Source organism: Streptomyces sp. RG80 (genome assembly GCF_040446465.1).
Lineage (GTDB): Bacteria > Actinomycetota > Actinomycetes > Streptomycetales > Streptomycetaceae > Streptomyces.
The window spans coordinates 19,594-44,520 of sequence record NZ_JBEAAJ010000020.1 but is presented as its reverse complement, the minus strand read 5'-3'; the positions used below and the strand labels follow the sequence as shown (position 1 = coordinate 44,520).

The 24,927-nt window shown below is 69.0% G+C and carries 21 protein-coding genes, 1 tRNA gene, 2 pseudogenes and 1 riboswitch; of the genes and pseudogenes, 15 read left to right on the top strand and 9 right to left on the bottom strand.

Annotated features, from left to right (window positions below):
- The 5 genes from ABKA17_RS45505 to ABKA17_RS45485 all read right to left on the bottom strand — a co-directional run bounded on the left by ABKA17_RS45505 (position 1) and on the right by ABKA17_RS45485 (position 5,677).
- A complete protein-coding gene (locus ABKA17_RS45505) occupies positions 1-1,275 on the bottom strand; it encodes a lanthionine synthetase C family protein (RefSeq protein ID WP_353698347.1) in 1,275 nt (424 codons plus the stop codon).
- Positions 1,272-4,226, bottom strand: coding sequence for a lantibiotic dehydratase (locus ABKA17_RS45500; RefSeq protein ID WP_353698346.1), 2,955 nt, complete (start codon positions 4,224-4,226; stop codon positions 1,272-1,274). Before ABKA17_RS45500 ends, ABKA17_RS45505 begins: the two co-directional genes overlap by 4 nt.
- 217 nt (positions 4,227-4,443) lie before the next feature.
- Complete coding sequence (locus ABKA17_RS45495) at positions 4,444-4,623, bottom strand: FxLD family lanthipeptide (RefSeq protein WP_353698345.1); 180 nt, start codon at positions 4,621-4,623, stop codon at positions 4,444-4,446.
- Between the two features lie 188 nt (positions 4,624-4,811).
- Complete coding sequence (locus ABKA17_RS45490) at positions 4,812-5,003, bottom strand: hypothetical protein (protein WP_046259641.1); 192 nt, start codon at positions 5,001-5,003, stop codon at positions 4,812-4,814.
- 227 nt (positions 5,004-5,230) lie between these two features.
- A complete protein-coding gene (locus ABKA17_RS45485; protein WP_353698344.1) occupies positions 5,231-5,677 on the bottom strand; it encodes an ATP-binding protein in 447 nt (148 codons plus the stop codon).
- A gap of 241 nt (positions 5,678-5,918) precedes the next feature.
- Between ABKA17_RS45485 and ABKA17_RS45480 the strand changes: the two genes are divergently transcribed.
- The 7 genes and pseudogenes from ABKA17_RS45480 to ABKA17_RS45450 all read left to right on the top strand — a co-directional run.
- A complete protein-coding gene (locus tag ABKA17_RS45480) occupies positions 5,919-7,205 on the top strand; it encodes an NsdA family TPR-like regulatory protein (protein ID WP_353698343.1) in 1,287 nt (428 codons plus the stop codon).
- A pseudogene (locus tag ABKA17_RS45475) lies at positions 7,202-7,729 on the top strand (GNAT family N-acetyltransferase); the annotation flags it as partial. The gene ABKA17_RS45480 and the pseudogene ABKA17_RS45475, both read left to right, overlap by 4 nt.
- A gap of 489 nt (positions 7,730-8,218) precedes the next feature.
- Positions 8,219-9,214 (top strand): SMODS domain-containing nucleotidyltransferase, encoded by a 996-nt coding sequence (locus ABKA17_RS45470; protein ID WP_353698342.1) that lies wholly within the window; start codon positions 8,219-8,221, stop codon positions 9,212-9,214.
- 50 nt (positions 9,215-9,264) lie between these two features.
- Positions 9,265-10,662: a ThiF family adenylyltransferase gene (locus ABKA17_RS45465; protein WP_353698341.1), complete on the top strand. Its 1,398-nt coding sequence runs from the start codon at positions 9,265-9,267 to the stop codon at positions 10,660-10,662.
- Complete coding sequence (locus tag ABKA17_RS45460) at positions 10,655-11,140, top strand: M67 family metallopeptidase (protein ID WP_353698340.1); 486 nt, start codon at positions 10,655-10,657, stop codon at positions 11,138-11,140. The genes ABKA17_RS45465 and ABKA17_RS45460 overlap by 8 nt, the downstream gene beginning before the upstream one ends.
- Positions 11,133-11,918, top strand: coding sequence for a DUF6602 domain-containing protein (locus ABKA17_RS45455; RefSeq protein WP_353698339.1), 786 nt, complete (start codon positions 11,133-11,135; stop codon positions 11,916-11,918). The genes ABKA17_RS45460 and ABKA17_RS45455 overlap by 8 nt, the downstream gene beginning before the upstream one ends.
- Positions 11,919-12,238: 320 nt before the next feature.
- Positions 12,239-12,456: pseudogene (locus ABKA17_RS45450) on the top strand (hypothetical protein); the annotation flags it as partial.
- Between the two features lie 332 nt (positions 12,457-12,788).
- Here ABKA17_RS45450 and ABKA17_RS45445 read toward each other — a convergent pair.
- A complete protein-coding gene (locus tag ABKA17_RS45445) occupies positions 12,789-13,415 on the bottom strand; it encodes a restriction endonuclease (RefSeq protein WP_353698338.1) in 627 nt (208 codons plus the stop codon).
- 205 nt (positions 13,416-13,620) lie between these two features.
- Here ABKA17_RS45445 and ABKA17_RS45440 point away from each other — a divergent pair, with 205 nt between their 5' ends.
- A complete protein-coding gene (locus tag ABKA17_RS45440; RefSeq protein ID WP_353698337.1) occupies positions 13,621-14,775 on the top strand; it encodes a sensor histidine kinase in 1,155 nt (384 codons plus the stop codon).
- Positions 14,763-15,413, top strand: a complete 651-nt coding sequence (locus tag ABKA17_RS45435; RefSeq protein ID WP_353698336.1) for a response regulator — start codon at positions 14,763-14,765, stop codon at positions 15,411-15,413. Before ABKA17_RS45440 ends, ABKA17_RS45435 begins: the two co-directional genes overlap by 13 nt.
- Here the strand turns inward: ABKA17_RS45435 and ABKA17_RS45430 are convergent, their stop codons facing one another.
- Positions 15,414-16,055, bottom strand: a complete 642-nt coding sequence (locus ABKA17_RS45430; protein ID WP_353698335.1) for a GTP cyclohydrolase II — start codon at positions 16,053-16,055, stop codon at positions 15,414-15,416.
- Between the two features lie 118 nt (positions 16,056-16,173).
- Positions 16,174-16,677 (bottom strand): MarR family winged helix-turn-helix transcriptional regulator, encoded by a 504-nt coding sequence (locus ABKA17_RS45425; protein ID WP_353698334.1) that lies wholly within the window; start codon positions 16,675-16,677, stop codon positions 16,174-16,176.
- A 68-nt stretch (positions 16,678-16,745) separates the two neighbouring features.
- Here ABKA17_RS45425 and ABKA17_RS45420 point away from each other — a divergent pair, with 68 nt between their 5' ends.
- From ABKA17_RS45420 to ABKA17_RS45395, 6 genes are all read left to right on the top strand, one after another.
- Positions 16,746-17,861, top strand: a complete 1,116-nt coding sequence (locus tag ABKA17_RS45420; RefSeq protein WP_353698333.1) for a dihydrofolate reductase family protein — start codon at positions 16,746-16,748, stop codon at positions 17,859-17,861.
- A gap of 422 nt (positions 17,862-18,283) precedes the next feature.
- A complete protein-coding gene (locus tag ABKA17_RS45415; RefSeq protein WP_502994550.1) occupies positions 18,284-19,507 on the top strand; it encodes an alginate lyase family protein in 1,224 nt (407 codons plus the stop codon).
- A gap of 75 nt (positions 19,508-19,582) precedes the next feature.
- Positions 19,583-19,656, top strand: a tRNA-Met gene (locus tag ABKA17_RS45410).
- Between the two features lie 107 nt (positions 19,657-19,763).
- On the top strand, positions 19,764-20,849 hold the full coding sequence (locus ABKA17_RS45405) for a PP2C family protein-serine/threonine phosphatase (protein WP_353698332.1): 1,086 nt from the start codon (positions 19,764-19,766) through the stop codon (positions 20,847-20,849).
- 233 nt (positions 20,850-21,082) lie between these two features.
- A riboswitch (cyclic di-AMP (ydaO/yuaA leader) is annotated at positions 21,083-21,241 on the top strand.
- A gap of 11 nt (positions 21,242-21,252) precedes the next feature.
- Positions 21,253-22,296, top strand: a complete 1,044-nt coding sequence (locus ABKA17_RS45400) for a M23 family metallopeptidase (protein WP_353698331.1) — start codon at positions 21,253-21,255, stop codon at positions 22,294-22,296.
- Between the two features lie 142 nt (positions 22,297-22,438).
- Positions 22,439-23,386, top strand: coding sequence for an aldo/keto reductase (locus ABKA17_RS45395; protein ID WP_353698330.1), 948 nt, complete (start codon positions 22,439-22,441; stop codon positions 23,384-23,386).
- Between the two features lie 185 nt (positions 23,387-23,571).
- Here ABKA17_RS45395 and ABKA17_RS45390 read toward each other — a convergent pair whose 3' ends face one another.
- On the bottom strand, positions 23,572-24,885 hold the full coding sequence (locus tag ABKA17_RS45390) for a PrsW family intramembrane metalloprotease (RefSeq protein ID WP_353698329.1): 1,314 nt from the start codon (positions 24,883-24,885) through the stop codon (positions 23,572-23,574).
- Positions 24,886-24,927 lie beyond the last annotated feature (42 nt).

Here is a 24,927-nt window from a genome sequence, read left to right as displayed (position 1 = left end):
TCAAGCGATGAGGAGGCAGGCGTCCCAGGCGGACCGGGGTGGTGCGGCGGTGCTGGGTGCGAGGAGGGCCAGGGCTATGCCAGCGGCGCCGTCGAGTAGGCCGGGGCCGCTTTCCTCGTCCTGGATGAGCGCCATGGCCGTGAGTTCGGGGTCGGAGCCCGGTGGGATGACCGCAGCCAGGAGAGCCGGGATCGCGGCGCGGAGTTTCTCCGCGGTCGAGGGGCGGGCGTCGACGGCCGTACGCGCGGCGACGTGGGCGAGGCCGGCGAACCCGTGGCAGAGGCCGTTGTCCGTCGTGGCCTTCAGCTGCTCGGGGTCGGTAAGAGCGGCCACGAGTGCGTTCTCCGCGGCAATCTGGCGGCGGGTGTCGCCGAGGGTAAGCGCGGCAAGTTGCTCGGCGCGGGCGAGGCCGGCGGTGCCGTAGCACCAGGATGGCCGACGTGGCGCGGACGGGGCGAGACGACCGCTTCGCAGCTCTCCCTGAGTGACCCAGTACGGCCAGCCCGGTCCGCCGTCAGCCTCCCCCTTCCAGCGGTCCAGCCAGGCCAGGATGGTGCGTAGTGCTGCGTGGTGCCCATCGGTGACGGAGCCGTTCCGAGCGGCAAGGGCCAGGAGCGCGAGCACGCCGCCGATGCCGTGCGCCATACCGGTGTTGGCGTGCCCGCCGAGGAATCGGTCGTCCGGGCTGCCCGAGGGTCCGGTCTCCGCCCACCAGCCCGGCAGGGTCTCGCTGTGGTGGGTGATTGGTTCGGTGAGGCGTACGCAGTAGTCGAGAACGGCGCGCATCGTGGAGCTGCCGGGTTTTCGGCGTAGTAGGTAGACGCCGTATCCGGTGAGGCCCCGGATGGTGTCGAACTCGGCGAGTTGCGGCAGGCGTCCGGCGTCGATGCGGCGGTGTGCGGCGTCGAGACGGCGCTCGACGTCGACCGCGATCTGGGCTTCTATCGCGTCGAGGGCGCGCTGGTAGGAGCCGGGAAGGTGATCGGCCGCACAGGACAGGGTGTGGGCGAAGGCGGGCACTCCGTAGAAGGGGTGGCTGTCTGGGCCGCTGGTGAGCGGCTGCCGAGAGGCGGCGGCGAGCCAGTCGTGGGCGCGGTGCCACGGGCCGAGGCCGTTCGCGGCCAGCTCGATGTGCAGGAGCGCGATGCCGGGTGGGCCGTAGGCAAGGTGCTGCCGGTCCGAGGACAGCGTCCTCGGACCGAGGGCCACGGTGTCGGGGTTGGCGAGCTGGGCGGCGATGGCCCCGACCAGGCCGAGCGCGGGGTGGGCGGTCACGAGGCCCTCTCCCTGGTGCGAGCCGTCCAGGCCAGGGCGGCGGCACGTGCCAGGTAGAGGCATACCTCTTCCTCCGGGAAGTTCACGGCGACGTGACGTACGAAGTGGACGTGCACCAGGGAGGTCAGGACGTCGTCGAGGGCGATGCCTTGGGTGTCCGGGCCGGGCAGGTGCGGCCGGTACGCGGCGAGTGCCGCTTCCCGGTCGGCCCATCCGGACACGATGGCGTCTCCGCCTGGGACACTGCGCAGGGCCGACCAGTCGTCGCCCGGGTCGGCGAGCCGTACGGCCTGGGTGAACTGCGGGCGTGGAACGGGCACCGGTGCGGTCGGCGGGACATGGTTGATCAGCCACTGCATCCCAGCCTCGGTGGTGCCGAGGAAGGCGGAGGTGATGGCGACCGTGTGGGCCGCCACCAGCGTGCGCTGAGTGGGGCGCTGTGGCTGCGCGAGCTGGGCCAGGACGGCGCGCGAGTCCGCCCGGAACACCTCCTCGGCTGCCTCCCATGCGGTGCCGGAGCCCCAGCGGCCCATCTCGCGGTAGGAGGTGGGATAGCGCAGGTCGGCCAGCAGGCCGGTGCTTCGTAGCTCGTCGGCCCAAGCGCTCACCGTTCGGGCCGTGTCGGCGAAGGTTTGCGGGTCGGGGAGGGCGATGCGTACGCGGAGGTGTTGGTCCGGGTCGCGGAAGCGGATGAACCACCACGGCGGGTTGCCAAGCTGTTCGAGGAGGCGGGGCAAGTGCCGGGAGAGCAAGACGTCTTGGCGGCGGGGGTCGCCGTACAGGGCGGCCAGAAGTACCGAGGAAGCGGCAGGCGTCTGCCGCTGGGCCGCAGACAGGGCACGGGCCCGGCTGGGGGCTGGCAGTGGCGGCCATGCCGACGGCCCGGTTGCTTTGAGGGGCACCACGACCTCGTGGGCTCGCCCACCGCACCAGCCATACGCCTCGGGTTCCGGGGCCTCAACGAGCACGGCCAAGCGCGAATGGTCGAGGTGTCGACGCAGGAGTGCACAGTGGCCAGCCTCGTCGAGGTCGAGGAAGAGGCGCCGGTCGTCCTCTACGAGGAAGACGCGGCGCGGCAGCCTCCGCCGGGCACGCCAGTTGCTGAGCGCGGCGTCCCACTTGGCCCGAGGGCGGGCATGGCCGGGCAGTTCGGACGCTTCCAGCCGCCAGCGCGCCGGGGCCAGCACGATCCGGCCGTACCGCAGACGTGGCAGGAACGGCATCGCAGCTGCGGCGCCCCAGTCGAAGACGGTGACCTGCGCGCACTGGGCGCGGGACAGTTCGGTGAGGAACCGCACCAGCGGCGGGGTGTGCGTGCGCAGGTTCAGCGCGTGCATCCCGACGGCCTCCACCCGGTGTCCGCGCTCGGGGGCGGCGAGGTACATGCGGCGGCCGTCGCACCCCACAGCCAAGTCCTCCGGGGTGAGGACGGTGTCCTGCGGGACGCGGTGCTCCTGAAGGCTGATCAGGGCGGGTAGAACCTGTGGGGAGCGGGTGACGTGGGCGCTCTCGGAGAGCAGGGGCGGGAAAGAGAGCTGCGCGGGCACGGTGTTGCCGTCTGCGGCCGGGAGGTCGGCAAGCTCGGCGGCCAGAGCCTCCCGGTCGGCGGGGGCCAGCACGCTGAGGAACCGGCCCATCGAGACGCCGGCACCACGGGACACGCTCACGACCTCCAGCCGGAACCGCCCACGGTGCAACTCCTCCAGGCTGGCCGCATACACCCGCGCCCCGATCTCCAAGTGCGGCGGCAGCCGAGGCTCGTCAGGACCCACGTCCAGGGCCTCAATCTGTTCGTCCGTGAGGATCACTTCGTCACGGCCGTCGAGCGCGGCGGCCTGGGCCAGCCGTACGAGGACGTCATCCCGAGCGGAGACGCGGGGCCTGCGTGGGCTGGCCGGAGCGCCTGGGTAGCCGTCGGGATAGCCGGTGCCGCTGTCCGCGACGACCTCCGCGAGCGGCACCATCGTGCCGATGCCGTACCGCTCGTAGAACCGCTGGTGGTACTCGTTCCAGGCGGCGGTCCCGTACGGACGGCTGCTCAAGCGGGTCAGGATAAGAGCGGCGCGTTCGACCTCGCGGGCGACCGCTTCCGGCAGAACGATCTGCGCGTCCAGGCGGAGGTCGAGCGCGACGGGGTGGCGACGCAGGCCAGGGACGAGGTTTCGCATCCGCGCCGCGACGCTGTCCCGGCCGCCGTGCGTGGTGCACTCCTCCAAGCCCGCCCGGACCGCGTGGAGTTCGCGTACGGTCTCCGCGACTGGGGCGAGGCTTCCAGCGTCGATCACGTCGAGCTGGCTCACCAGATACCCGAGGGCATCGGTCTCGGTGCTCGGAGCCTGCAGGCCCGTGATCAGCACCCGCCGCCGGATCAGCTCCGCCAGCAGTTGACGCGCCTTCTCGGGACCGGCCTCGGGGAACTCCGCCTGGAGCTTTTCCACGAGGGTGCCGAACCGGATCGGTAGTCGGCCCGCGGCAAGGACGGCGCGCACCGGTTCGGTCAGGGCCAAGGACGCCTCGACCGCGCGAGTCCGGTCGTCATGGACGTCGGGCTGGAACGGCACGACGAGCCGGTCACCCCGGTACGTCACGGTGTTGTTGACGACGACGGGCAGCCGTTCGAGGAGGTCAGGACACAACTCCAACCGCTCGACCACAGCCGCTAGCCACTCTGCCCCCGCGCGGCCGACGGCCACGTGCTCCTTGCCCCAGTCGGCCCGCGCCTGCGGGCCGAACTCCGCGGCGGCCACGCCGGCGAACAGGCCGAAGGGTGTCGCCCGGTGCTGGGCGCGCAGCAGGTAGCGGGCCACGGACAGCGCGACGCGCTGCACATCCCGGAGGGCGGGATGCCCGGCCGTGCAAAGCGCCTCTACCTGCGCGGCCAGGACCGGGCTGGAGTGCTGGAGTGCCTCGGTGACGTCCTTGTCCGCCCAGACCGCGCGTAGCCACGCCACTCGGGCAGACGAACCACTGGGCGCGCGGTCATCAAGGTCAGGGCATGGAGGAGACGACAGCGAGGGCCGGGCCACGGCGCGCACGAGAGCAGTGGAACCGGCGCTGAACGCTGCGGTCGGAGCAACCACCAAGGACCTCCGTAGGCGAGGGGACGGGCGGCTGGTGCCGCCGCGCGGAGACGCGGCGGCACCAGACCAGGGTGATCTGAGGGCCGGGTCAGGCGACGTTGGTGGTGCAGGCGCCGCAGGTGGACCCGCAGTTGTCGTCGGTCAGGTTGACCAGGCCCGCCGGGTCGGCGACCTCGACGAGGGAGACGTCCAGGTCGAAGCCGTCCGATGCCCCGGGGATCTGCGGGCGTACTTCGGTGCGGCTGGGAACTACGGTGCTGCGCGTCATGCTTCAACTCCTCGTAATCGTTGTGGTGTTACTGGGCCGGATCGCCCACCAGGTGCCGTCACGGGAGCGTTGCCACACAGTTGCTCCGCGGACGGCTCCTGGCCGCCCGGCACGAGGGGCGCGCTCCGCGTAGGAGGTCCTTGCGGGCTGCCTGCCTCACGCCGGGAAGTCATGTGCCGGGATTCTGATCAAGCGGATGCCGGTCGCCGCTCCATGAAATAGGCGAGCGCCTGGGCCTTGAGGCGATCGAGGCACGGCTCGCACGCGTAGAAGGGGGCGTGCTGCCCGTCCCACTGCACCGGGCCGAGCCAGATCACCAGGACTCCGGTCCGGCCGCAGCCGAGCCAGCAATCACCGGTGATCCACGGCCACTCCTCCACGGAAGGACGTCCCCTTTCTCAGCTGGTCGGGATAGTCGATCTGGCGGCCTGGCAGTTGGGAGCGCAGGCCCAGAGCTGGAACGGCAGGCCCCGGTGGCGTATCTCGCCCAGCAGTCGACCGCTCGCTCCCAGTGGCCGAGCGCAGAGGGCGCAGTCCATGGCCATCTGCTGGCGGGGCCGGAGTCGGGTCAGCTCCGGAAGGGGCGAGGGTGCCGTGGCCGGGATGCTCACTTGCCACCCTCGGTTCGGAGTTCCGCCCAGACCTCTTTGCCCCACGCGCGTCTGCCTGGGCCGTGCAGGTCGTAGCCCCAGCGGTCGGCGACAGCATCGACGAGGAGCAGCCCGCGCCCCGACTCGTCGTCGTCAGCCGCCTGGCTGAGTATGGGAAGACGCGATGGCTCCCGGTCCACGACCCCGACACGCAGTCGAGTCGCACTCGGCCGCCCAACCGTGAGGCGAATCTCGGGACACGGAGTGTGCCTGGAGGCGTTCGCGATGAGCTCCGTGATGATTAGCGCGGCACGGTCGGCGAGGCCGTCGAGGTGCCACACGCCGAGGACGTCCCGGACGAGTTCACGACCGATCTCGGCCGTAGACGGCTTGCACGGGAAGGTCTGGCTGTACGTGGGGCGGCCGACGGAGAGGGCCTCAACTGTTGTTCTCAGACTCGTCATTGGGGTGGAGCCTTCGTGTCGTCTCGGCGCCCGGCCCGCCCCCGCGGGGGAACCCCAGGGGCGGGCCGGGCCGTCAACAGCCACCCGCACGGTGGGGCGCGGCGGGCGACCAGCACCCAGACAACTCCCTTTCACAGCACGTCGGTTAGGACGTTCAGGGACTCGGCCGACGGACCGACCTAGGGCGTTTTGACCTCTCCTTTACCTGGCGGGTGGGGGTCGCGCGGACTACCGTGCCCGCATGGACACCACCCGCAACACCGTTCTTGAGGCGTGGATGACCGAACACGGCTACAGCTCCAACAGCCTCGCCGAGGCCGTGAACAGGGCCATTGAACGGTTGACCGGGCGTCCTGGAGGGCTCGACGGCTCATCGGTCCGAGCGTGGAAGGCGGGCCGGGTCACGTGGCCAAAGTCAGCTGCCCGCAAGGCACTTGAGGGCATCACCGGACTGCCTGCCGTCGCTTTAGGGTTCGTGCCACGGGGCCGGCCTTCGTCCACCCCGGCTCCACCGCAGCAGGAGGACCCCGATATGAAGCGTCGTACCCTCGTCGGTGGGATCGCAGCGGCAGCCGCTGCGGCAGCAGCCGCTCCCGGCACCGCGTCACCGCGCCGTATCGGCATGAGCGACGTCAACCGCCTGAACAAGCGCTTCGCCGAGATCATCGCCAGCGACCACCGCCACGGGGGACAACTCGGCATCGAACAGCGGGCCGCCGCCCTCGCCGACGAAGCGCTCAACCTCCAGAACGCTGGCAGCGCCACTCAGCGGGTACGCAGCAACCTCTACGCCTCAGCAGCCGCTTTCCGCTCCTCCGCGATGTGGGCCGCCATCGACGGCCGGCGCTACGACGTCGCCAAGGCCCACATGCGCGAGGCCCAGGCCCTCGCCGAGATGTCCGGCGACCAGGCGATCAAGTTCCGCATCTGGAGCCACGCCGGCACCATGTACCGCCACATGGGCCGACCGGCGGACGCGTTCGCTGCCAACGACGTTGCCCGCAACCTGCACCTCACCCGCCGAGACCCCCTGTTCGCCTCCCTCGGCCTGGCCCGCCAGGGCGCCATCCACGGCGCGGCACAGGACCGCACCGGCACTCGCCGCGCCTTCGAGCAGGCACAGGACGCCATGCTGCGCGCCGACCCCGCCGACTACCGGCCGGTGTGGATGCTCGCCTTCTACGACCAGGCCGAGCTGGACTCCCTGGCCCTCTCCGCACACTTGGCGCTCGGCGACTACTCGACCGCCGAGTACCACGCCCACCGCTGCCTGTCCGCCCTCCGACCCCACATGATCCGGTCCCGCGCCATCACCACCACCCGGCTCGCCCACGCCCAACTCGCCCAGGGCGCCCCCGACGCCGGCACAGCCACCGCGATGAAGGTCCCCGCCGAAGCCGCCACCCAGCACGCCCGGGTCACGCGCATGCTGCAGGAGTTCGGGGCCGCACTGCGCGCCACTGCGCCGGGCAGCCCTACCGTGCAGACCTGGACCGAGCACACCGCCGTCTGGAGGATGGCCGCATGACCACGGCGCCCGCCATCGAACTGCGCACCTTCACCACCCTCGATACAGCCCGCGGCGACCTCCTCGACGTGTACGCCGACGTGCGCGCCCCACTCCTCCACCTGCCGAACTACGCCGTCACCGCATTCGGCGAGCGCCTGGACCGGCACGGCACCGAACCGGGGTTTACGGCCGTCCTCGCGTACGCGGACGGACATCCGATTGGCTACGCCTACGGCAACACCATCGAGCACGGCGACCGGTACTGGCAGCGCACCAGCCCGACGCCGGTTGAGAAGTACACCGAGCGCCCGGCGGTGGCCCTGAAGGAGATCGGGGTCCGGCCGACCTGGCGGAAGACGGGCACCGCCCGTCGTATCCATGACGCCCTCCTCGCCACGCGCGACGAGCCGTACGTCACGCTCATGGTCAACCCGGCGGCCGGGGAGGGAAAAGTCCACGCGCTCTACAGGTCGTGGGGGTATGAGGACATCGGGCAAAGCCAACCGTCACCAGCCTCGCCGGTTCTCAAGGTGATGGTTCGAGAAACCTGTTCTCCACCGCCGCTCAGCTCGTCAGCACCGGCCGCCGCCGCTACCTCCGCCTCGCCAGGCACTGGCCCTGGACCGATGTGATGACCGATGCCCTGGACCGGCTCCACGCCCTCCCGAACCCCGGCTGACCAGCACGTTCCCGTCCCTGCGAGCAGCACCAACCCGACCGGAGCCGTGGAACCCGGCGCCCACCCGACACGAGAGCCGGGCGCTCAAGCCCGGCCAGACTCCGAAACCCCCACCAGCACTTCACAAAGGGTCCGTCAAGCAAGCTGACGGACCCTCATGAACGATCGAGGTTAGTGGCGACGGTTTCGGTGGAGGGCTGCTGCCGACCTGATGTCACGATCCCTCTGCGCGGTTGAAGGCTGGGGAAAGTTCGTCGCAGGGCGCGGAATGTCAGACCCGGCTCTTACTCTCATACAAGGACAACTCGCGGCGCTCAGGTAGGGCGCCGAGAACACGGCATCTGGGGGAGTAATGGCAGCACTGACAGACCAGTTCGGCTCAGCCCTTAGCAACATCGAGCCGTCAGACGACGACAAGGACAACGCGCCGGAGGCTCATGCCGAAGTACGGGAGGTGTTGCAGGCAGACACCGAGCTGGCCGACTGGGGTATCGACCCAGCACTCATCGGTTCGTACGCGCGGCATGTTTCGATTCGTCGCGTTAACGATGTCGATGTCTTCTGCCGACTTATCTCCCTGCCTAGCGATATTACACGAGACGAGTTGGTGGAGAGATTCTTTGACGTCCTTACGGATGAGTACGGTGACGCGCGTGTGAAACGACAAGACCGGTCAGTACAAATTCTATTTCCCTCGTATGACGGTCTCTACGTGGATGCGGTGCCCGCCAGGCCCACAGATGATGGCATGTGGGAGATTCCGGAACGTGGCGATGAAGGACAGTGGCAGAAGACCAATCCTCTCGTCCTTGGCGACCTCACCACGGAGATGAACGAGCATCACAAGTGCCTGTACGTGCCGACTGTGAAGCTTGTCCGCCAGACACGGCGTGCTCTACTCAGTAAGCGCCCTGGTGGCCTCTGGTTTGAGATGGCCACCTACGAAGCGTGCAAACGAGGAGTCGTGCCAGCCACAGGCAATCAGGCCGAGCAGTACACCACAGCGTTGGAGGGAATTGCGGACCTCTTGGACGAGAAGGTGGATCAGGGAATTGATCTCCCCAACCCGTCGATGCCTGAAGAAGTGATCACCGTGCGAGCCACAGATACACAGTGGCGAACCGCTCAGAGAAGGGTTCGTGACGCAGCGACAAGCGCCCGCGAAGCCTTTGAGTCGACCAACCGCTGCTGGGCGGCCCTTCGATTTCAACGCCTACTCGGAGGCAATGATGACTTTGATCGGGTTTTCCCTATGCCTGCTGACTGTAATGCCGATGGCACCAAGAAATCTGCTTCCCTCATCGCTGGTGATCGCACCGTACCGGCTGGTGATAGGCGCTTCGGATGAGTAGCTGGGGTGAGCGCCTTGCGTCAGCGCGTGCTGATTACCGGGATCTTTTGGAGCAGCGTGGATTCACCGCTATCGGACCTGAAGGAAATATTCTAAAGGGTCATGTAGATACGGCTAACGGGAAGCGCTTGGTGCTGGTCGGTCTTGGTGAAAGATTTCCGTATGCGCCGCCAGACGTTACGCCTGGGGCGGATACGAAAAGTGTCGAAGTCACATGGCATACGGACTGCTTAGGCCAACTCTGCCTTTATACAGAGAATGACCGCAACATGAAACCTTGGATGAGTGTCGACGCCTTCCTGGGGCGAATCACGGCATGGTTCGACCAGGCGCAGCAGGATTGGCCGGATGACGTTCCCATTTTGGACGCTGACCGCTACGTTAATCCTGATAAGTCTGGCATCATGATCGTGTACGGCGACCTGGAATCAAGAGTTGGCCAGTACGTCCGATTTCATGAAGGAGCTGGCAAGGTCGTCACACTTCGACTTGGCGAAACGCCACCGCACCGCCCAAAGGGGAGGAAGCGTCGTCGCTATGCTGCGATTAGGGACGTTGGTGAGATCTCCCGCCCGATTCGATCATGGAAAGATGTCCGAATTCTTGTTGAAGACGTCGATTCCCTCGAACAGGAGATCAGGGACAGGCGTATCATCGGGGTCTTTTTGATCTACTCGCGTAGTGGCCGTTCTGCGATGCTTCCCTTGCGAGTGACTCCCGTTGGCGAGGAATTCTCAATCAGTGTTTACGCTTCCGCAAGCGACGCGGTTGAGGTGCGCGCATATCGTAGTGGTCCCGATCGCGAAACGCTGGCTACCAAAAGCGTTTTGGTCGTCGGGGTTGGGGCAGTCGGGTCTTTCTTGGCTGACCTTCTTGCCCGGGATGGAGTTGGAAGCATCACTGTTAAGGATGGCGACCGCTTGACGCCTGGGAATACTATCCGGCACTTGTGTGATCGCGGAAGCATCGGACAATTTAAGTCTGATGCCGTTGCGGAACGGCTTTGTAACGGATATGGTGTGGATGTTTTGTCTGACCCGACGCCTCTGCTGCATACTCGCGATGTCGCCAGTGTGATCGAAAAGTACGATCTTGTTGTCGACGCCACCGCCGATGGAATTGTCACCGCTATGCTGCATGAATGCGCAAATATAATTGGCCGGACAGTGCTGAGCGTCTGTGTTCAGAACGACGGAGAGGTTTGTCGAGTTGATCTCCTCCCGCCCCTGACGGGCGAACCCTTGGAGCCGACTATACTGAAGGATTCGCCGCATCCAGCGTTCTATGAAGCTGGATGCGGAGACCCCATCTCTCCGACACCGCCTCATGCAGTCGTAAAGGCTGCGGCGCTCGCAGCAACTCATGCGATCGGCCTGCTGACAGGAACGCCCCTGACACCCGCCGGGGAGATTATTCAGCAGACGACAGTGTGCCCAAATGGCTGAGCCGCAAATCAGGCTGGGCCGCGCGGCCTTCGCGTCCATGTATGAGACGCTGCGCACGGCGTTACCCAAGGAGGCTGGAGGGGTCCTCGTAGGTTGGCGTGACGGCGCTCATATCGTTGTTGTAGCCGCGCTACCTGTTGCTGACGTCGGGGCACGGACAGCACACTATGTTCGCCGGCATGCCGCAGCGAGCGAAGCGCTTAATTCTTACCTTGAAACTGCGACGGATCCGCTCGCAGGCTACGTTGGAGAATGGCACACCCATCCAGTGTCAGCACCGCCTAGCCAAACAGACAAAGAATCCATCGTCGCAGTAGCCAGCCAAATCGACGCCCCTATAGCCCTCGTCGTTCTGGCATGGGACCGTACGCGAGGTGATGTTGACCTGCATGGTGTCTCCGCTCGGCGGATGGAAGAAAGGGTCATCCTCGCACTCGCACACTGCGTTCGGTTGGAAGTAAACTGCGTGGATGGCTGACGACGCTCGCACCGTACCTCAAGACAAAGACGACGCTCCAAAATTCGACTTGGCAGTGGCTTACAGGCAGCGTCAGGAGGCGCTCGCAGCGAAGCTGCGCATCCCGGCCACATTTACCAATCACGGGACGACCATTGGTGACGCCACCGAGGCCGACTGGTCGGGCATGCTCAGCTCTTTCTTGCCAGCCCGCTACGGTGTGGGGCCAATCTTCGCCGTTGATAGCCGTGGTGGGCAAAGCAAACAGATTGACCTTGCCATCTACGATCGGCAATACTCGCCGCTATTTTTTCAGACTCCTGGTAGTTCCTCGGTTCTCTTCGTTCCGGCTGAGTGTGTCTACGCGGTATTTGAGATTAAACAGGAGCTCAACAAAAATTACGTGGAGTATGCCGCTGATCATATCGCCAGTGTCCGTCAGTTGTATCGCACATCCGCCGACGTATATCATCTGAATGGAGTGAGTCCCGGGAAAGACCCAGACGATCAGCCGATCCTGGGTGGCGTCATCACGCAACGTTCTGGTTGGACCGACATGGGAGGAGGAGTTGCCCGCTCAAACCTCCTTGCTGAACGAGGTGAAGGCCGTATTGACCTCGGCCTCGTGCTCGACGTAACAGCCTTCGATATCACGGAGGGGTCGATCGAGTACAGCCCCGAAGGTATGCAGCTAGTTTTCTTTGCGATGCATCTCTTCAAGCGGCTGCGACCGCTTGCAACAGCGCTCGCTCCCGATATTGATGCTTACGAAACTGTTCTATCTTCTGATCAGCCCTAGCCAGTTGTGCACTGCATCATCTGGGCTTTAAGCCACCAGTCGGTGGTGCATCAGAATTGGAGAGCGTATAGGTTCTATACTAATCGTTGTGTGTCTGAGGAACGAGGCGGCGGCCCTCTCTGCGGCCTCTCGGGCCAACTTGTGAAGAGGGCTCGCGCATGTGTTCAATATCAATGCGATCGTGGAACGGCGCAGGAACTTCCTTTACCCTATGGGTATCGCTGCCCCCGCGTGGGTGAAGGTGGCTGCGAAGTATTGGAGGTCGCGGAAGATGTTGGGCGAAAGGTTGGTGGCCACGCAGATGGGGCGGAAGGTTTCGGATATCGGCTGCGGCAGCAGCAGCCGCGCCTGGCAACGCCTCTCCTCGCTGTATCGGCATGAGCGACGTCGACCGACTGCAGGAGCGCTTCGCTAAGCCCATCGTCAGTGACCACCGCCACGGCGGACAACTGACATCGAGCACCGGGCCGCCGCACTCGCCGACGAAGCGCTCACTCCCCAGAACGCCGACAGCGCCACCCAATGCGTACGCAGCAACTTCTAGGGATAGCGTCTCCTCCACGAGGGGAGCAGCAAGCGACAGCTGTACTCGGTCCGCGATGCGCCACAAGGAGCGAACGCACTGGTCAACAGCCCCTTCTGCGTGAGCGATGCGTGAGCGGACGGTGTGGCAGGAGCCGTCCTGACGTGGACTGCGTCCCACAACGAACCTGTCCTGACCTGGTGGTTCCGGACACCGAGTCAGCGTCCGGAACCACTCCACAAGATCGCTCCAGGACTTTTAATCCATTGGTTGTGGGTTCGAGTCCCACAGGGCCTACCCGAAAAGCCCCCGCGTCGGATCGTTCCGAGGCGGGGGCTTCGGTGTTCCTACGGCCCCCACGGGGGTGGGCCGGTGTGGGTGGCCCAGGCGGCGAGGGCGGACTGGTCGAAGAGGCGGATGCCGGTGCCGGAGGCGTACTGGGCGGCCGGCTTGGTGAACACGGACGTGGTGACGACGGCGGCGACATGGGCGCCGTGGACGCTGAAGCAGGTGCCGCCGAACCGCTGGAGGTCCGGGCTGCCCACCTTGGTCGTCGGGCCGTAGCGCTTGCACTGAATGACGACGCGGCGCCCGTCGGGGGCGTCGGCGACCACGTCGGCCCCGAGGTCCCCGGCGCCTCCCACGACCCGGACCGAGAGACAGCCGTCGCGTTCGCAGAGGAAGGCGACGGCGTGCTCGAACTCCCTTGGGTCCATGGCGTGATAGCGCGCCACCTCCGTGGAGCGCAGGGTGCGCACGCGATGGCGTTCGGCGGCCTGGCGGGCCCGGCGCTTGCCGAGTGCGACGCCGCCGCCGGCGAGGACCAGCAGGAGGACGAGGGCGCCCGTGCCGTTGCCGTCGGCCCAGACCAGGAGCGCGGCCGGGAGCAGGACGACGGCGGCGGCCGCGTAGAGACAGCCGGCGGCTCCGATCGGTTCGGACGGTCTGGCCAGATCGCGTGTGGGCGCGCGCATGGATCCCCCCAAGGTGTGTCAGATGCAGAGATCTACCACCGGGACGCGGGGCGGGCGGCCCGAATGCTCTGAACCGCCGGTTCCGCCGTTTTCCCGCGCCCGGGGCGTGCGCCTCCCGGGCGCCGGTCCGGGTGGAGCGGGCTACACCCTCGAAGGGGAGCCTGCTCCACCGTGTTCCGGCATTCCGGTCATCTAGCCTTCCCCCATGTGGAAGACCGTGCGGCGGGCCGCGAGGGCCACCGGGCACCTCCTGCTGGCCGCGGTGATGGCGTTCGGGATGTACATCTTCGTCACCGTCCTGCTGATCACCGCCGTCGGTACGCTCGCGGTGGTCGGTGCCTGGCTGCTGCCCGAGACGGTGCTGTTGATACGGCGGATCGCCGGGGCCAAACGGCAGCTGACGGCCGCCTGGACGGGGGTCCGGATCCCGGAGGCGTACCAGCCGCTCACCGGGACGGTCCGGGAGCGGTTCCGGACGGCGGTCGGGGACCCCGGCACGCTGACCGACTTCCGGTGGATGGTGGCGTACTACCTCTACGGCGCTCTCGTCGTCCTCGCCCTGCCGCTGTGGCCGGTCGGGCTCGTCGTCGACGGGGTGTGGGCCGGGCTGCTGCGGCAGAAGCCCCTGGTCCTGCCGCTGATCGTGCGGATCGCGGACCTGGAGGCCGACTGGTCGACCGCCCTGCTCAAGCCGTCCCCGAAGGCACAGCTCGCGCGCCGGGTGGCGGAGCTGGCCGCCACCCGCGCCGACGCGATCGCCGCCCACGGGGCCGAACTGCGCCGTATCGAGCGGGACTTGCACGACGGCGCCCAGGCCAACCTGGTCGCGCTGTCCATGCGGATCGGGCTCGCCAAGCGAGCCTACGAGCGGGACCCGGAGACCGCCCGCAGACTGCTGGACGAGGCGCAGGACCAGGCCGAGCAGGCGCTGACCGAGCTGCGCAACGTCGTACGCGGCATCCACCCGCCGATCCTCACCGACCGGGGGCTCGTGGGCGCGGTGCGGGCCCTGGCCGCGAGCAGTGGGCTCCAGGTCGTCGTCGACGACGCGGGGATGGGGGAGGAGGTGCGGGCGCCCGCCGCCGTGGAGGCCGCCGCGTACTTCGTGGTCGCCGAAGCCCTCACCAACGCCGCGAAATACAGTGGTTCGCCCCGGGCCGAGGTCGCGCTGACCAGGACGCGGCGCGGACTGCGCGTGCGGGTCGGTGACGTCGAGGGGCGGGGCGGTGCCGAGGAGGGCTCCGGTTCCGGGCTGCTCGGCATGCGGCGCCGGGTCGCCGCGCTCGACGGGACCGTGGAGGTGTCCAGCCCTGTCGGGGGGCCGACCGTGATCGAAGTGGAGCTGCCGTGCGTGTGGTGATCGCCGAGGACAACGCCCTGCTCAGAGAGGGGCTGGTGCTGCTCCTGACGTCCTCCGGGCACGAGGTCGTGGCCGTCGTCGGCACCGGGCCCGAGATCCTGCCCGCCCTGCGCGAGCAGCGGCCGGACGTCGCCGTCCTCGACGTACGGATGCCGCCCGGCTTCCGCGACGAGGGGCTCAGGGCCGCGCTGGAGGCCCGGAAGGAGATCCCGGGGCTGCCGGTGCTGGTGCTCTCGCAGTACGTCGAGGAGTCGTACGCCGCCGAGTTGCTGGGCGGCGGCAGCAGCGGGGTCGGTTATCTGCTCAAGGACCGGGTGGGCCGGGTCGACGAGTTCCTGGACGCCCTGGAGCGGGTCGCGGCCGGCGGTACGGCCCTGGACCCCGAGGTCGTCACCGAGCTGCTGACCCGCCGCAAGGACACCCCGCTGGACTCGCTCACCCCGCGTGAACGGGAGACGCTCGAGCTGATGGCCGAGGGCCACGACAACGCGACCATCGCCAAGACCCTCGTCGTCACCGAGCGCGCCGTCCACAAACACATCGGCAACGTCTTCCTGAAGCTGGGCCTGCCGCCGAGCGACAGCGGCCACCGCCGGGTGCTGGCGGTGCTCGCCTATCTGGCGCACACGCCCAGGTGACTAGCCGGCGATGGTCTCCGTCAGCTCGGCCAGCGGCAGTGTGTGCTGGGTCTGGAGGACCTTGGCGCGCAGGTAGCGGACGTTGTGGGCGGTGGTGAACACGCCCGTGGGGACCCGGTCGCGGACGTCGATGCCGAGGTCGCGCAACTGGCCCGCCTTGTCGGGGTTGTTGGAGAGCAGGTCCAGCTCGCCGATCCCGAGGGCGTTCAGCATCTGGGCCGCGGCCGTGTAGTCGCGGTCGTCCTCGGGCAGGCCCAGCGCGGTGTTCGCGGCGTAGGTGTCGAGGCCCTGGTCCTGGAGGGCGTAGGCGTCGAGCTTGTTGTAGAGGCCGATGCCGCGGCCCTCCTGGCGCAGGTACAGCAGGACGCCGCCGCGCTCGGCTATCCGCTCGACCGCCTCGCGCAGCTGCGGGCCGCAGTCGCAGCGGGCCGAGCCGAAGACGTCGCCGGTCAGGCACTCGGAGTGCAGGCGCACCAGGGGGACGGTGCCGGGAGCCGGGTCGCCGAGGACGACGGCGAGGTGCTCCTGGCCGTCGGTCAGGCCGTGGAAGGTGACGAGCTCGGTGTCGACGCTGTAGCCGTCTCCGAAGCGAAGCGGCACGCGGACACGGGAGCGCTGGGTCGCGGCGGGGAAGTCGGTCATGCGGGTACTCCGGTCCCTAGGGTCCGTAGGCACGGTTCTGCTTCAGATTTGAAGCATGTCTACGGATCGAGACCCTACCCCATGCTTTAAATTTGAAGCAACAGGGTTATGGCGCTCGTCACGAACAGGACGGGGACGACCGTCGCCGCCACGGAACCTCGTCCCCCGTGTCCTCCTGGAGCCCGTCCGCGATCGCCCTGGAGATCTCCTCCAGCTGCCCCACCTGCTCCGGGGTGAGTCGGTCGAAGAGGGCGGAGCGCACCGTCTCGACATGTCCCGGCGCCGTCCGCTCCACCTCTGCCAGGCCCGCGTCGGTCAGTACGGCGATGCTGCCGCGCTTGTCCCAGCGACAGCTCTCCCGCCCGACCAGCCCGTCCTTCTCCAGCCGGGTCACGGCGTACGTGAGCCGCGGCCGGGTGATCTTCAGCCCCTCGGCGAGATCGGTCATCCGCAGCTTCCGCTCCGGCGCCTCGGAGAGGGTGGACAGAATGGAGTAGTACAGGTGCGGCATGCCGGCGTCCTGCTGGAGCTGCCGGTCGATCGCGTCCTCCAGGAGGTGCGACGCGGCGATGTACGCGCGCCAGGCGCGTTGCTCCTTGGGCGTGAGCCAGCGAGTCGTCATGCCGCCAGTGTAGGTTTGTTTCAAACTTGAACCAAGAGCCGCACGTCACAGTGAGAGGGACCGCTCCGATGCCGCACCCGTACGTCCTCCTCTCCGCCGCCGTCTCCCTCGACGGCTACCTCGACGACACCGGCCCCGACCGCCTGCTGCTGTCCAGCCCCGCGGACTTCGACCGCGTCGACGAGGTCCGCGCCTCGGTCGACGCGATCCTGATCGGCGCCGGCACCATCCGCGCCGACAACCCGCGCCTGCTGGTCAACTCCGCCGAGCGGCGCGCGGCCCGGGTGGCGGCGGGCAAGCCGGAGTACCCCCTCAAGGTCACCGTCAGCGGCTCGGGCGACCTGGACCCCGGCGCGCAGTTCTGGCACACGGGCGGCGACAAGGTCGTCTATACGACGGAGAAGGGCGCGGAGCGGGCCCGCGAGGCGGGTCTCGCCGCCGACGTGGTCTCCCTCGGCGCCGACCTGGACTGGTCCCGGCTGCTGACGGACCTGTCCGCCCGGGGTGTGGAGCGCCTCATGGTCGAGGGCGGCGGCAAGATCCACACCCAGCTCCTCCAGCAGGGCCTGGCCGACGAGCTCCAACTGGTGCTGGCCCCCCTCTTCGTCGGCGACGCCGTCGCCCCCCGCCTCTTCGGCCCCGGCGCCTACCAGGGCGGACGCCTGCGCCTGGTCGAGTCCCGGCGGATCGAGGACGTCGTCCTCATGCGCTACGAGCCCACCGCACCCGGCGGCCCCGCCGCCGACCGCCACTGGCTCCGCCTCGCCTGCGAACTGGCCGCCCTGTGCCCGCCCTCGAGCACCGCCTTCAGCGTCGGCGCGGTGGTCGTCGCCGCCGACGGCACCGAACTCGCGCGCGGCCACTCCCGGGAGGGCGGCGACGAGGCGGTGCACGCCGAGGAGGCGGCCCTCGCCAAGATCCCCGCGGACGACCCCCGACTGGCCTCGGCGACCGTCTACAGCAGCCTGGAACCCTGCGCCCGCAGAGCCTCCCGCCCCGCCCCCTGCGCCCGGCTCATCCTCGACGCCGGGGTACGCCGCGTGGTGACGGCCTGGCAGGAGCCCGACACCTTCGTGACGTCCGCCGACGGCAACGGGCTGCTCACGGCCAAGGGCGTCGAGGTGGTCCTGCTCACCGAGTTCGAGCACCAGGCCAAGGCACCCAACCGTCACCTGCTGCCCTGACCGACACGCGGCCGGAAGGGGGGAACCCTGGGGGCTCCCTCGAAAGGGCCCGCCCGGGTGCCGGCGGCCGACCGCTCGGCCGTGCTCGATCTCGGCTGGCCTCCTTCTGCGGGCCGGCCCGGGCGGTTCGCGAAGGCGGGGTCCGCAGGCTGTGGCGGAGCCGGCTGTCAGGGCGGCCGTGGTGTCGTCGGGGGTGCGGCCGGCATCCAGGGCCCAGCGGACACCTCCGGCGCTGAAGCCCCGTACCGACGCCGTGCCACTGGTCTCCCGGTCGGGCGCCGAATCCAGCGGCGCCGCGAGTCACCCGGACGGGGAGCCGACGGCGTGCGGCAGCCTCACGGAAGGCCCGACCGGGGCCGGGCGACCGACCGATCAGCCCAACATCTCCTGCGCGGCGCCCCCCGGAGGGTGACGCTGCCTGCATGAGGTCAGTTCGAATGCGTGCCGTCGCCGTGCTGCTGGTCGCCCCGCTGCTCGCCACCGCCTGCGCGGGCAGCGACGAGGGCACCCGCACCATGGCTCGCGCCCTGCCCCCGGACGCGGCGTTCACGCACCCCGGAGTGCTCGTCAGCGACGGTCAGTTGGACGTCGTACGGAAGAACGTCACCGCGGGGAAGCAGCCGTGGCTGAAGGCCTACCTCGACATGCGGGACAGCAAGTACGGGGCGTACAAGTACCGGGCGGAGCCGTACGCGAGCGTGGACTGTCCCGGTGGGGACCATGCCGAGCGGCCCGCGCACGGGTGTGTCCAGGAGCGTGAGGACGCCATCGCCGCCTATACGCAGGCGCTGCTCTTCCGGGTCACCGGCAAGCAGCGGCATGCCGTCAAGGCGCGGGAGATCATGGACGCCTGGTCGGCGAGGATGCGGAAGCACACCGAGGAGGACGCCGGGCTCCAGACCGGGTGGGCCGGGGCGACCTGGGCGCGGGCCGCGGAGATCGTGCGGCACAGCGCGGGAGCGGGGTGGCCGAAGGACCGGGTCGCGCGGTTCGAGACCATGCTGCGCAGCGCGTATCTGCCGACCGTCACCCGCAAGGTCCCCGACTACAACGGCAACTGGGACCTCGTCATGACCGACGCGGCCATCGGCATCGCCGTCTTCCTCGACGACCACAAGGCCTTCGACCACGCCGTCCAGCGGTTCCGGGAGCGTGTGCCCGCCTACTTCTACCTGGAGAAGGACGGCCGGGTGCCGCTCACCCCGGCCGGTTCGGGTGTGAACACACCGGCCAAGCTGACGACGTACTGGTTCGGGCAGAAGACGTACAAGGACGGCGTCTCCCAGGAGACCTGCCGCAACTTCAAGCACGTCGGCTACTCCATCGCCGCGACCGCCCACATCGCCGAGACCGCCTGGCACCAGGGCGTCGACCTGTACGGCGAGGTGAAGGACCGGCTGGAGGCGGCGCTCACGTTCCACTCCCGGTACCAGGCCGGCGAGCCCGCGCCCGGATGGCTGTGCGGCGGCAAGGTGCAGCGGAACATGGGACCGGACCTGGAGGTCGCCCTCAACCACCTGGAGGGCCGGCTCGACATCTCCGTCCCGGCCGCCCACCGGCTCGCCGAGGAGACCCGCCCCGCCGGCACCGACAACCTCTTCGTCTCCTGGGAGACCCTCACCCACGCGGACAACCCCGCCGGCTGAAAGAGCAGGTCAGCGGCGCCGCGCATAAACCGTGGTGCTGAGCGTCCCGCGGATGGCGTATGCTGGTTTCACCGACGCGGGGTGGAGCAGCTCGGTAGCTCGCTGGGCTCATAACCCAGAGGTCGCAGGTTCAAATCCTGTCCCCGCTACTCACGGCTCAGGGCCGGAGTCCAGTCACTGGACTCCGGCCCTGAGTGTTTCCCCCGGTCGGGCCACACCGCTCGCCGCCCCGCCCGGGTCCGGGAAGCCTGGAGAGGTGGATCGGAAGGCGGAGGAGGGGCGACGCATCTCCGCCCTTCTGCGAGTGCTGCCCGTCGTACTGATCGTCGGCGGGATCGTCTACGACGTCCTGACCCCGCGCGCGTTCACCGCGATCCCCTTCTTCACCGCCGCCCCGCTGGTCGCCGCTCCCCTCTATCCGCTGGCCGGCACCGTGGTCACCGGGGCCGTGGCGCTGGCCGCCGCCTTCGCCGTCCACTTGCGGTTCGGCCTCCAGGTGGACGCCGATGCCCTCACCGAGGTGCTCACCGTGGCCACCGTCGCCGTGCTGGCCGCCCTCCTCAACCGGGTCGTGCGCCGCGGCGACCAGCGGCTCGCCTCCCAGCGCGTGATCGCCGAGGCCGCCCAGCGCGCGGTGCTGCCCGAGCCCGACGACCGGATCGGCGGCTTCGACATCGCGGTGCGCTACGAGGCGGCGCAGCAGGACGCCTTCATCGGCGGGGACCTGTACGCCGTGCAGGACAGCCCGCACGGGGTGCGCCTTGTGGTGGGGGACGTGCGCGGCAAGGGCATGGGCGCGGTGGCCGCCGTCGCCGTCGTCATCGGGGCGTTCCGGGAGGCCGCCGAGCAGGAGGCGAGCCTGGAGGCGGTCGCGGGGCGGCTGGAGCGGGCGCTGGCGCGGGAGGGCACGCGGCGCGAGGGGCCGGACGCCATCGAGGGGTTCACCACCGTCGTACTCGCCGAACTGCCGCACGGCGACGGGGTCGTACGGATCGTCAACCGGGGCCATCCGCCGCCGCTGCTGCTGTGTCCCGACGGCACCGTGCGGTCGTTGCCCGCCGCCGAGGCCGCGCTGCCGCTCGGCATGGGGGAGTTGGGGAACTGGCCCGACCGTGCCGAGGAGGCCGGCTTCCCGGGCGGGGCCACGCTGCTGCTGTACACCGACGGGCTCTCCGAGGCACGGGACCGGCACGGGGAGTTCTACGACCCGGCGGCGCGGCTCGCGGGACGCGCCTTCCGTGATCCGGGGGGACTGCTGTCCGCGCTCGCCGCGGAGGTACGGCGGCACACCGGGGGCGGCATGACGGACGACATGGCGCTGCTCGCCGTACGCCGACCGTGACATTGTCACGTGGGGTGATCGGGCGACCGCCCTCCGCATAACAACTGACATACCGTCAATACCTGTGGGGTCGCTGTGGCGGGGTCAACTCGCCCGTTTTTCACCGCTCATGGACCCGTACGTCCAGGCGAGAAAGGTTAATGATCAAGCGGAACAGCTTGGAATCCACACCCCGGGTCTATTAACGTTCGATAACGCAGCGCGGTCGTCCCAGCCGTCACAAGAGACGGCTCCGTGCTCACGCGCTTAATCCCGCAAGGGAGCCGGGGAACCATCAACCCTGGGGTGAATCGCGCCAATGCCGCCGTGGCAGCACGGTCGTTATACGCGCGTAGGAGACCTTCCTGCTCCGAACCCGTCAGCTAACCCGGTAGGCGAGAAGGAAGGAAAGGAGCACGCCCACGTGGCGTCAAACCGGCCTGCCCCCGAGGCCCCGTACGTGCCGAGCCAGCGCAGCACCGATGCCTTCGGCTACGGCAGCTACCACCACGACGAGGGCCCGCAGGAGGTCTGGAATCCCACCGAGGACTCCGTCCGACCGGCACGCGGCAAGCACCGGGTCGCCAAGCAGCGCAACGGTGGCTTCGCCCGCAGCTCCACTGTTCTGGGCGTCGGTGTCATAGCCGCCGTCGGCGGGGCCGGCATGGCCAGCGCCAACACCGGCAAGCCGCCGGTCTCCATCTCGATGCCCGACATGCCCTCCGTGGGCGGTGTCTTCGGCGGTGACGACGAGGCCCCCCAGGGCTCCACCACCCCGCTGAGCAGCCTCGCCACCGTCTCCACTGCTACGGAGACCGTCGAGAGCGGCACCTCGGGCGCCGGTGAGTCGCTGCGCAACCGGATCATGGCGCAGGCCGAGAGCCAGCAGACCCAGGTCGACAGCAAGGCGCGGCTCGCCACCCAGACCGCCGTCGCCGACGAGGCCGCGAAGGCCGAGGCCGCCGCGCTGAAGAAGGCCGCGGACGACGCCGCCGAGGCGAAGAAGAAGGCGGAGGCGGAGGCCGAGAAGGCCGCCGAGGCCAAGCGCCTCGCCGAGCTGGCCAAGCAGTACACGCTGCCGACCTCCTCGTACACGATCACCTCCACGTTCATGCAGGCCGGCTCCCTGTGGTCCTCCGGCTACCACACGGGTCTCGACTTCGCCGCTCCCACGGGCACGCTCATCAAGGCGGTCCACAGCGGCACCATCACGCAGGCGGGCTGGGACGGCTCGTACGGCTACAAGACCGTCCTCACCCTCGACGACGGCACGGAGCTGTGGTTCGCCCACCAGTCGTCGATCAGCGTGAGCGTGGGTCAGAAGGTCGGCACCGGCGATGTGATCGGGCGCGTGGGCGCGACCGGCAACGTCACGGGCGCGCACCTGCACCTGGAGGTCCACCCCGACGGCTCGTCCAGCGGGATCGACCCGATGGCGTGGCTGCGGAGCAAGGGGCTCACGCCCTGAGGTTTCTTGATCCACCGGCGGCCCTGACGCACACCCCCCGACGTCAGGGCCGCCGGTTTTGCGTTTCCGGCACTTCCCGCGTTTACAAGAACTTTGCGGCCGTTCCGGAAGAGCGCCCTCCGTGCGGGCGTTGGCCCCGTACATGACTTCTCTTCGCAAGCTGGGCACGTCCGACCTCGAGGTCTTCCCGCTCTCCCTCGGCGGCAACGTCTTCGGCTGGACCGCCGACGAGGCGCAGTCCTTCGCCGTCCTCGACGCCTACGCGGCCGCGGGCGGCAACTTCGTCGACACCGCCGACTCCTACTCGGCCTGGGTCGAGGGCAACGCCGGCGGCGAGTCCGAGACCATCATCGGCAGGTGGGTGAAGGCGCGGGGCAACCGCGACGACGTCGTGATCGCCACGAAGGTCAGCCAGCACCCCGACTTCCCCGGCCTGACGGCCGCGAACATCAAGGCGGCGGCGGACGCCTCCCTGCGCCGCCTCGACACCGACCACATCGACCTCTACTACACCCACTTCGACAAGCCCGAGGTGCCGGTCGAGGAGATCATCGGCGCGCTCGACGAGCTGGTGAAGGCGGGCAAGGTCCGGCACATCGCCGCCTCCAACATCTCCGCCGAGCGCCTGGAGGCCTCCCTCGCCTTCTCCGAGCGCGAGGGACTGGCCCGGTACGTGGCGCTCCAGCCGCACTACAACCTGGTCTCGCGCGAGACGTACGAGGGTGAGCTCCAGGACCTGGCCGAGCGGACCGGCCTGGCCGCGGTGCCGTACTTCGCGCTGGCCTCCGGGTTCCTCACCGGCAAGTACCGCGACGGCGAGGTGGTGGAGGGCGCCCGGGCCGCCGCCGGCGCCGGCAAGCACCTCCAGACCGAACGCGGTCGCGCGGTCCTCGCCGCCCTCGACGACATCGCCGAGGCACACCGGGTGCCGGTCGCCACGGTCGCCCTCGCGTGGCTGGCGGCCCAGCCGACCGTGGCGGCGCCGATAGCGTCCGCGCGGACGGTGGAGCAGCTGCCGGCGCTGGTGAAGGTCGCGGAGGTGCGCCTGACGGACGACGAGGTGACACGACTGACGGAGGCGTCGGCCTAGAACAGGGGTCCCGAGGCGCGCCTTTGCGGGCCCTGAGCGGGCCGGGGGAAGTCCACTGCGGTTCGGCAGCGCCCAGAAGAGGCGCGGGGCCGTGTCACTTCGGGGCTGCCGCCGCGTGGGTGCGACCGGCCACGACGGTGCCGTAGACGAACGACGACCTGTCCACCGCACGTCCAGCGCAGCGCTCAGGTGCGGTACGGGTTGTAGCCGGGGTACTGCACCGCCGGGTACCCGTGCATCGGCCAGTGCGTCGGCGGGATCAGCACCGGCACCGGCGGTGCCGTCACGCGGGCCGCGTGGTCCAGGGCGGGGCGCGCCGCCTCCCGGCGTACCCACAGTTCGTGCAGCAGCTCCCGCTCCCGTACGACGAAGTCGGCGTTGGCCCGGCCGCGGCGCCCCCGGTGCCGTAGGAAGGCCAGGGACGTCGCGTACGCCTCGTACTGCGCCACCGCGCGGGCGGCCGGCTTGCCGGCGTGGGTGCGGGCGTACTGGCGGGCGATCCGGCGGGCCCGCATCGAGCCGAGGGCGAAGGGTTCGGCGGGGGTGAGCCAGCCGGCGACGGCGTAGGCGGGGAGCTCCTCGCGGACGGTCCGCAGTTCGCGCTGCCGGGTCCAGATGACGAGCCAGGTCAGCAGGCCGAACGCGGGGACCATGAAGGCCGCGTACACGGCGAAGAAGCCGTACTCGCCGAAGGTCGAGGAGCCGTTCCAGACGGCGTGCATGCCCATCGCGAGCAGCAGGCCGGAGAGCGGGAGCAGCACGCGCCGTATGTGATGGCGGTCCGGCGACAGCGCGGCGATGCCGAAGCCGATGCCGGTGAGCACGGTGAACAGCGGATGCGCGAACGGCGACATGATGACGCGGACGAAGAACGTGGCCGCGGTGACCGAGGCGATGCCGGAGTCGCCGGTGAGCTGGTCGGTGCCGAAGGCGGTGCCGAGGTAGAGGATGTTCTCGGTGAAGGCGAAGCCGGTGGCTGTGACGCCGGCTATCACCACACCGTCCACGATCCCGGTGAAGTCCCGTCTGCGGAACAGGAAGACGAGCAGGACGGCCGTCGCCTTGGCGGTCTCCTCGACGATCGGCGCTATGACGGTCGCGCCGAGGGTGTCGGCGCTGGACGGATCCGCGGTCGCCGTCGCTATCCACCGGGTCGCGAAGCTGTTGGCGACGATCGCTATCAGCGCCGCCGCGCAGGCGCCCCAGGAGAACGCGAACAGCAGATTGCGCCAGGGGCCCGGCTCGACCCGGTCGAGCCAGCGGAAGGCGGCTATCAGCAGCGGTACGGGCAGGATGCCGAGCCCGAGCCCGACCAGGAAACCCTGGGTGCCGGTCTGTTCGCGCACCAGGGCGAGGATGACCAGCCCGGAGAGCGCGAGCAGCGTGATCAGCGCGCCATATCGAACCCACTTGCGCTGCCACCAGTGCGCGTGCCGGAGCGCACCGCCGCCGGGTGGACCGGTGGGGTGGTGCGTCGGGTACGGGGGAAAGGTGGCCACGGCATCGACCCTAACGAGTCAGGGGCGCCGCCCGCAGCGGGG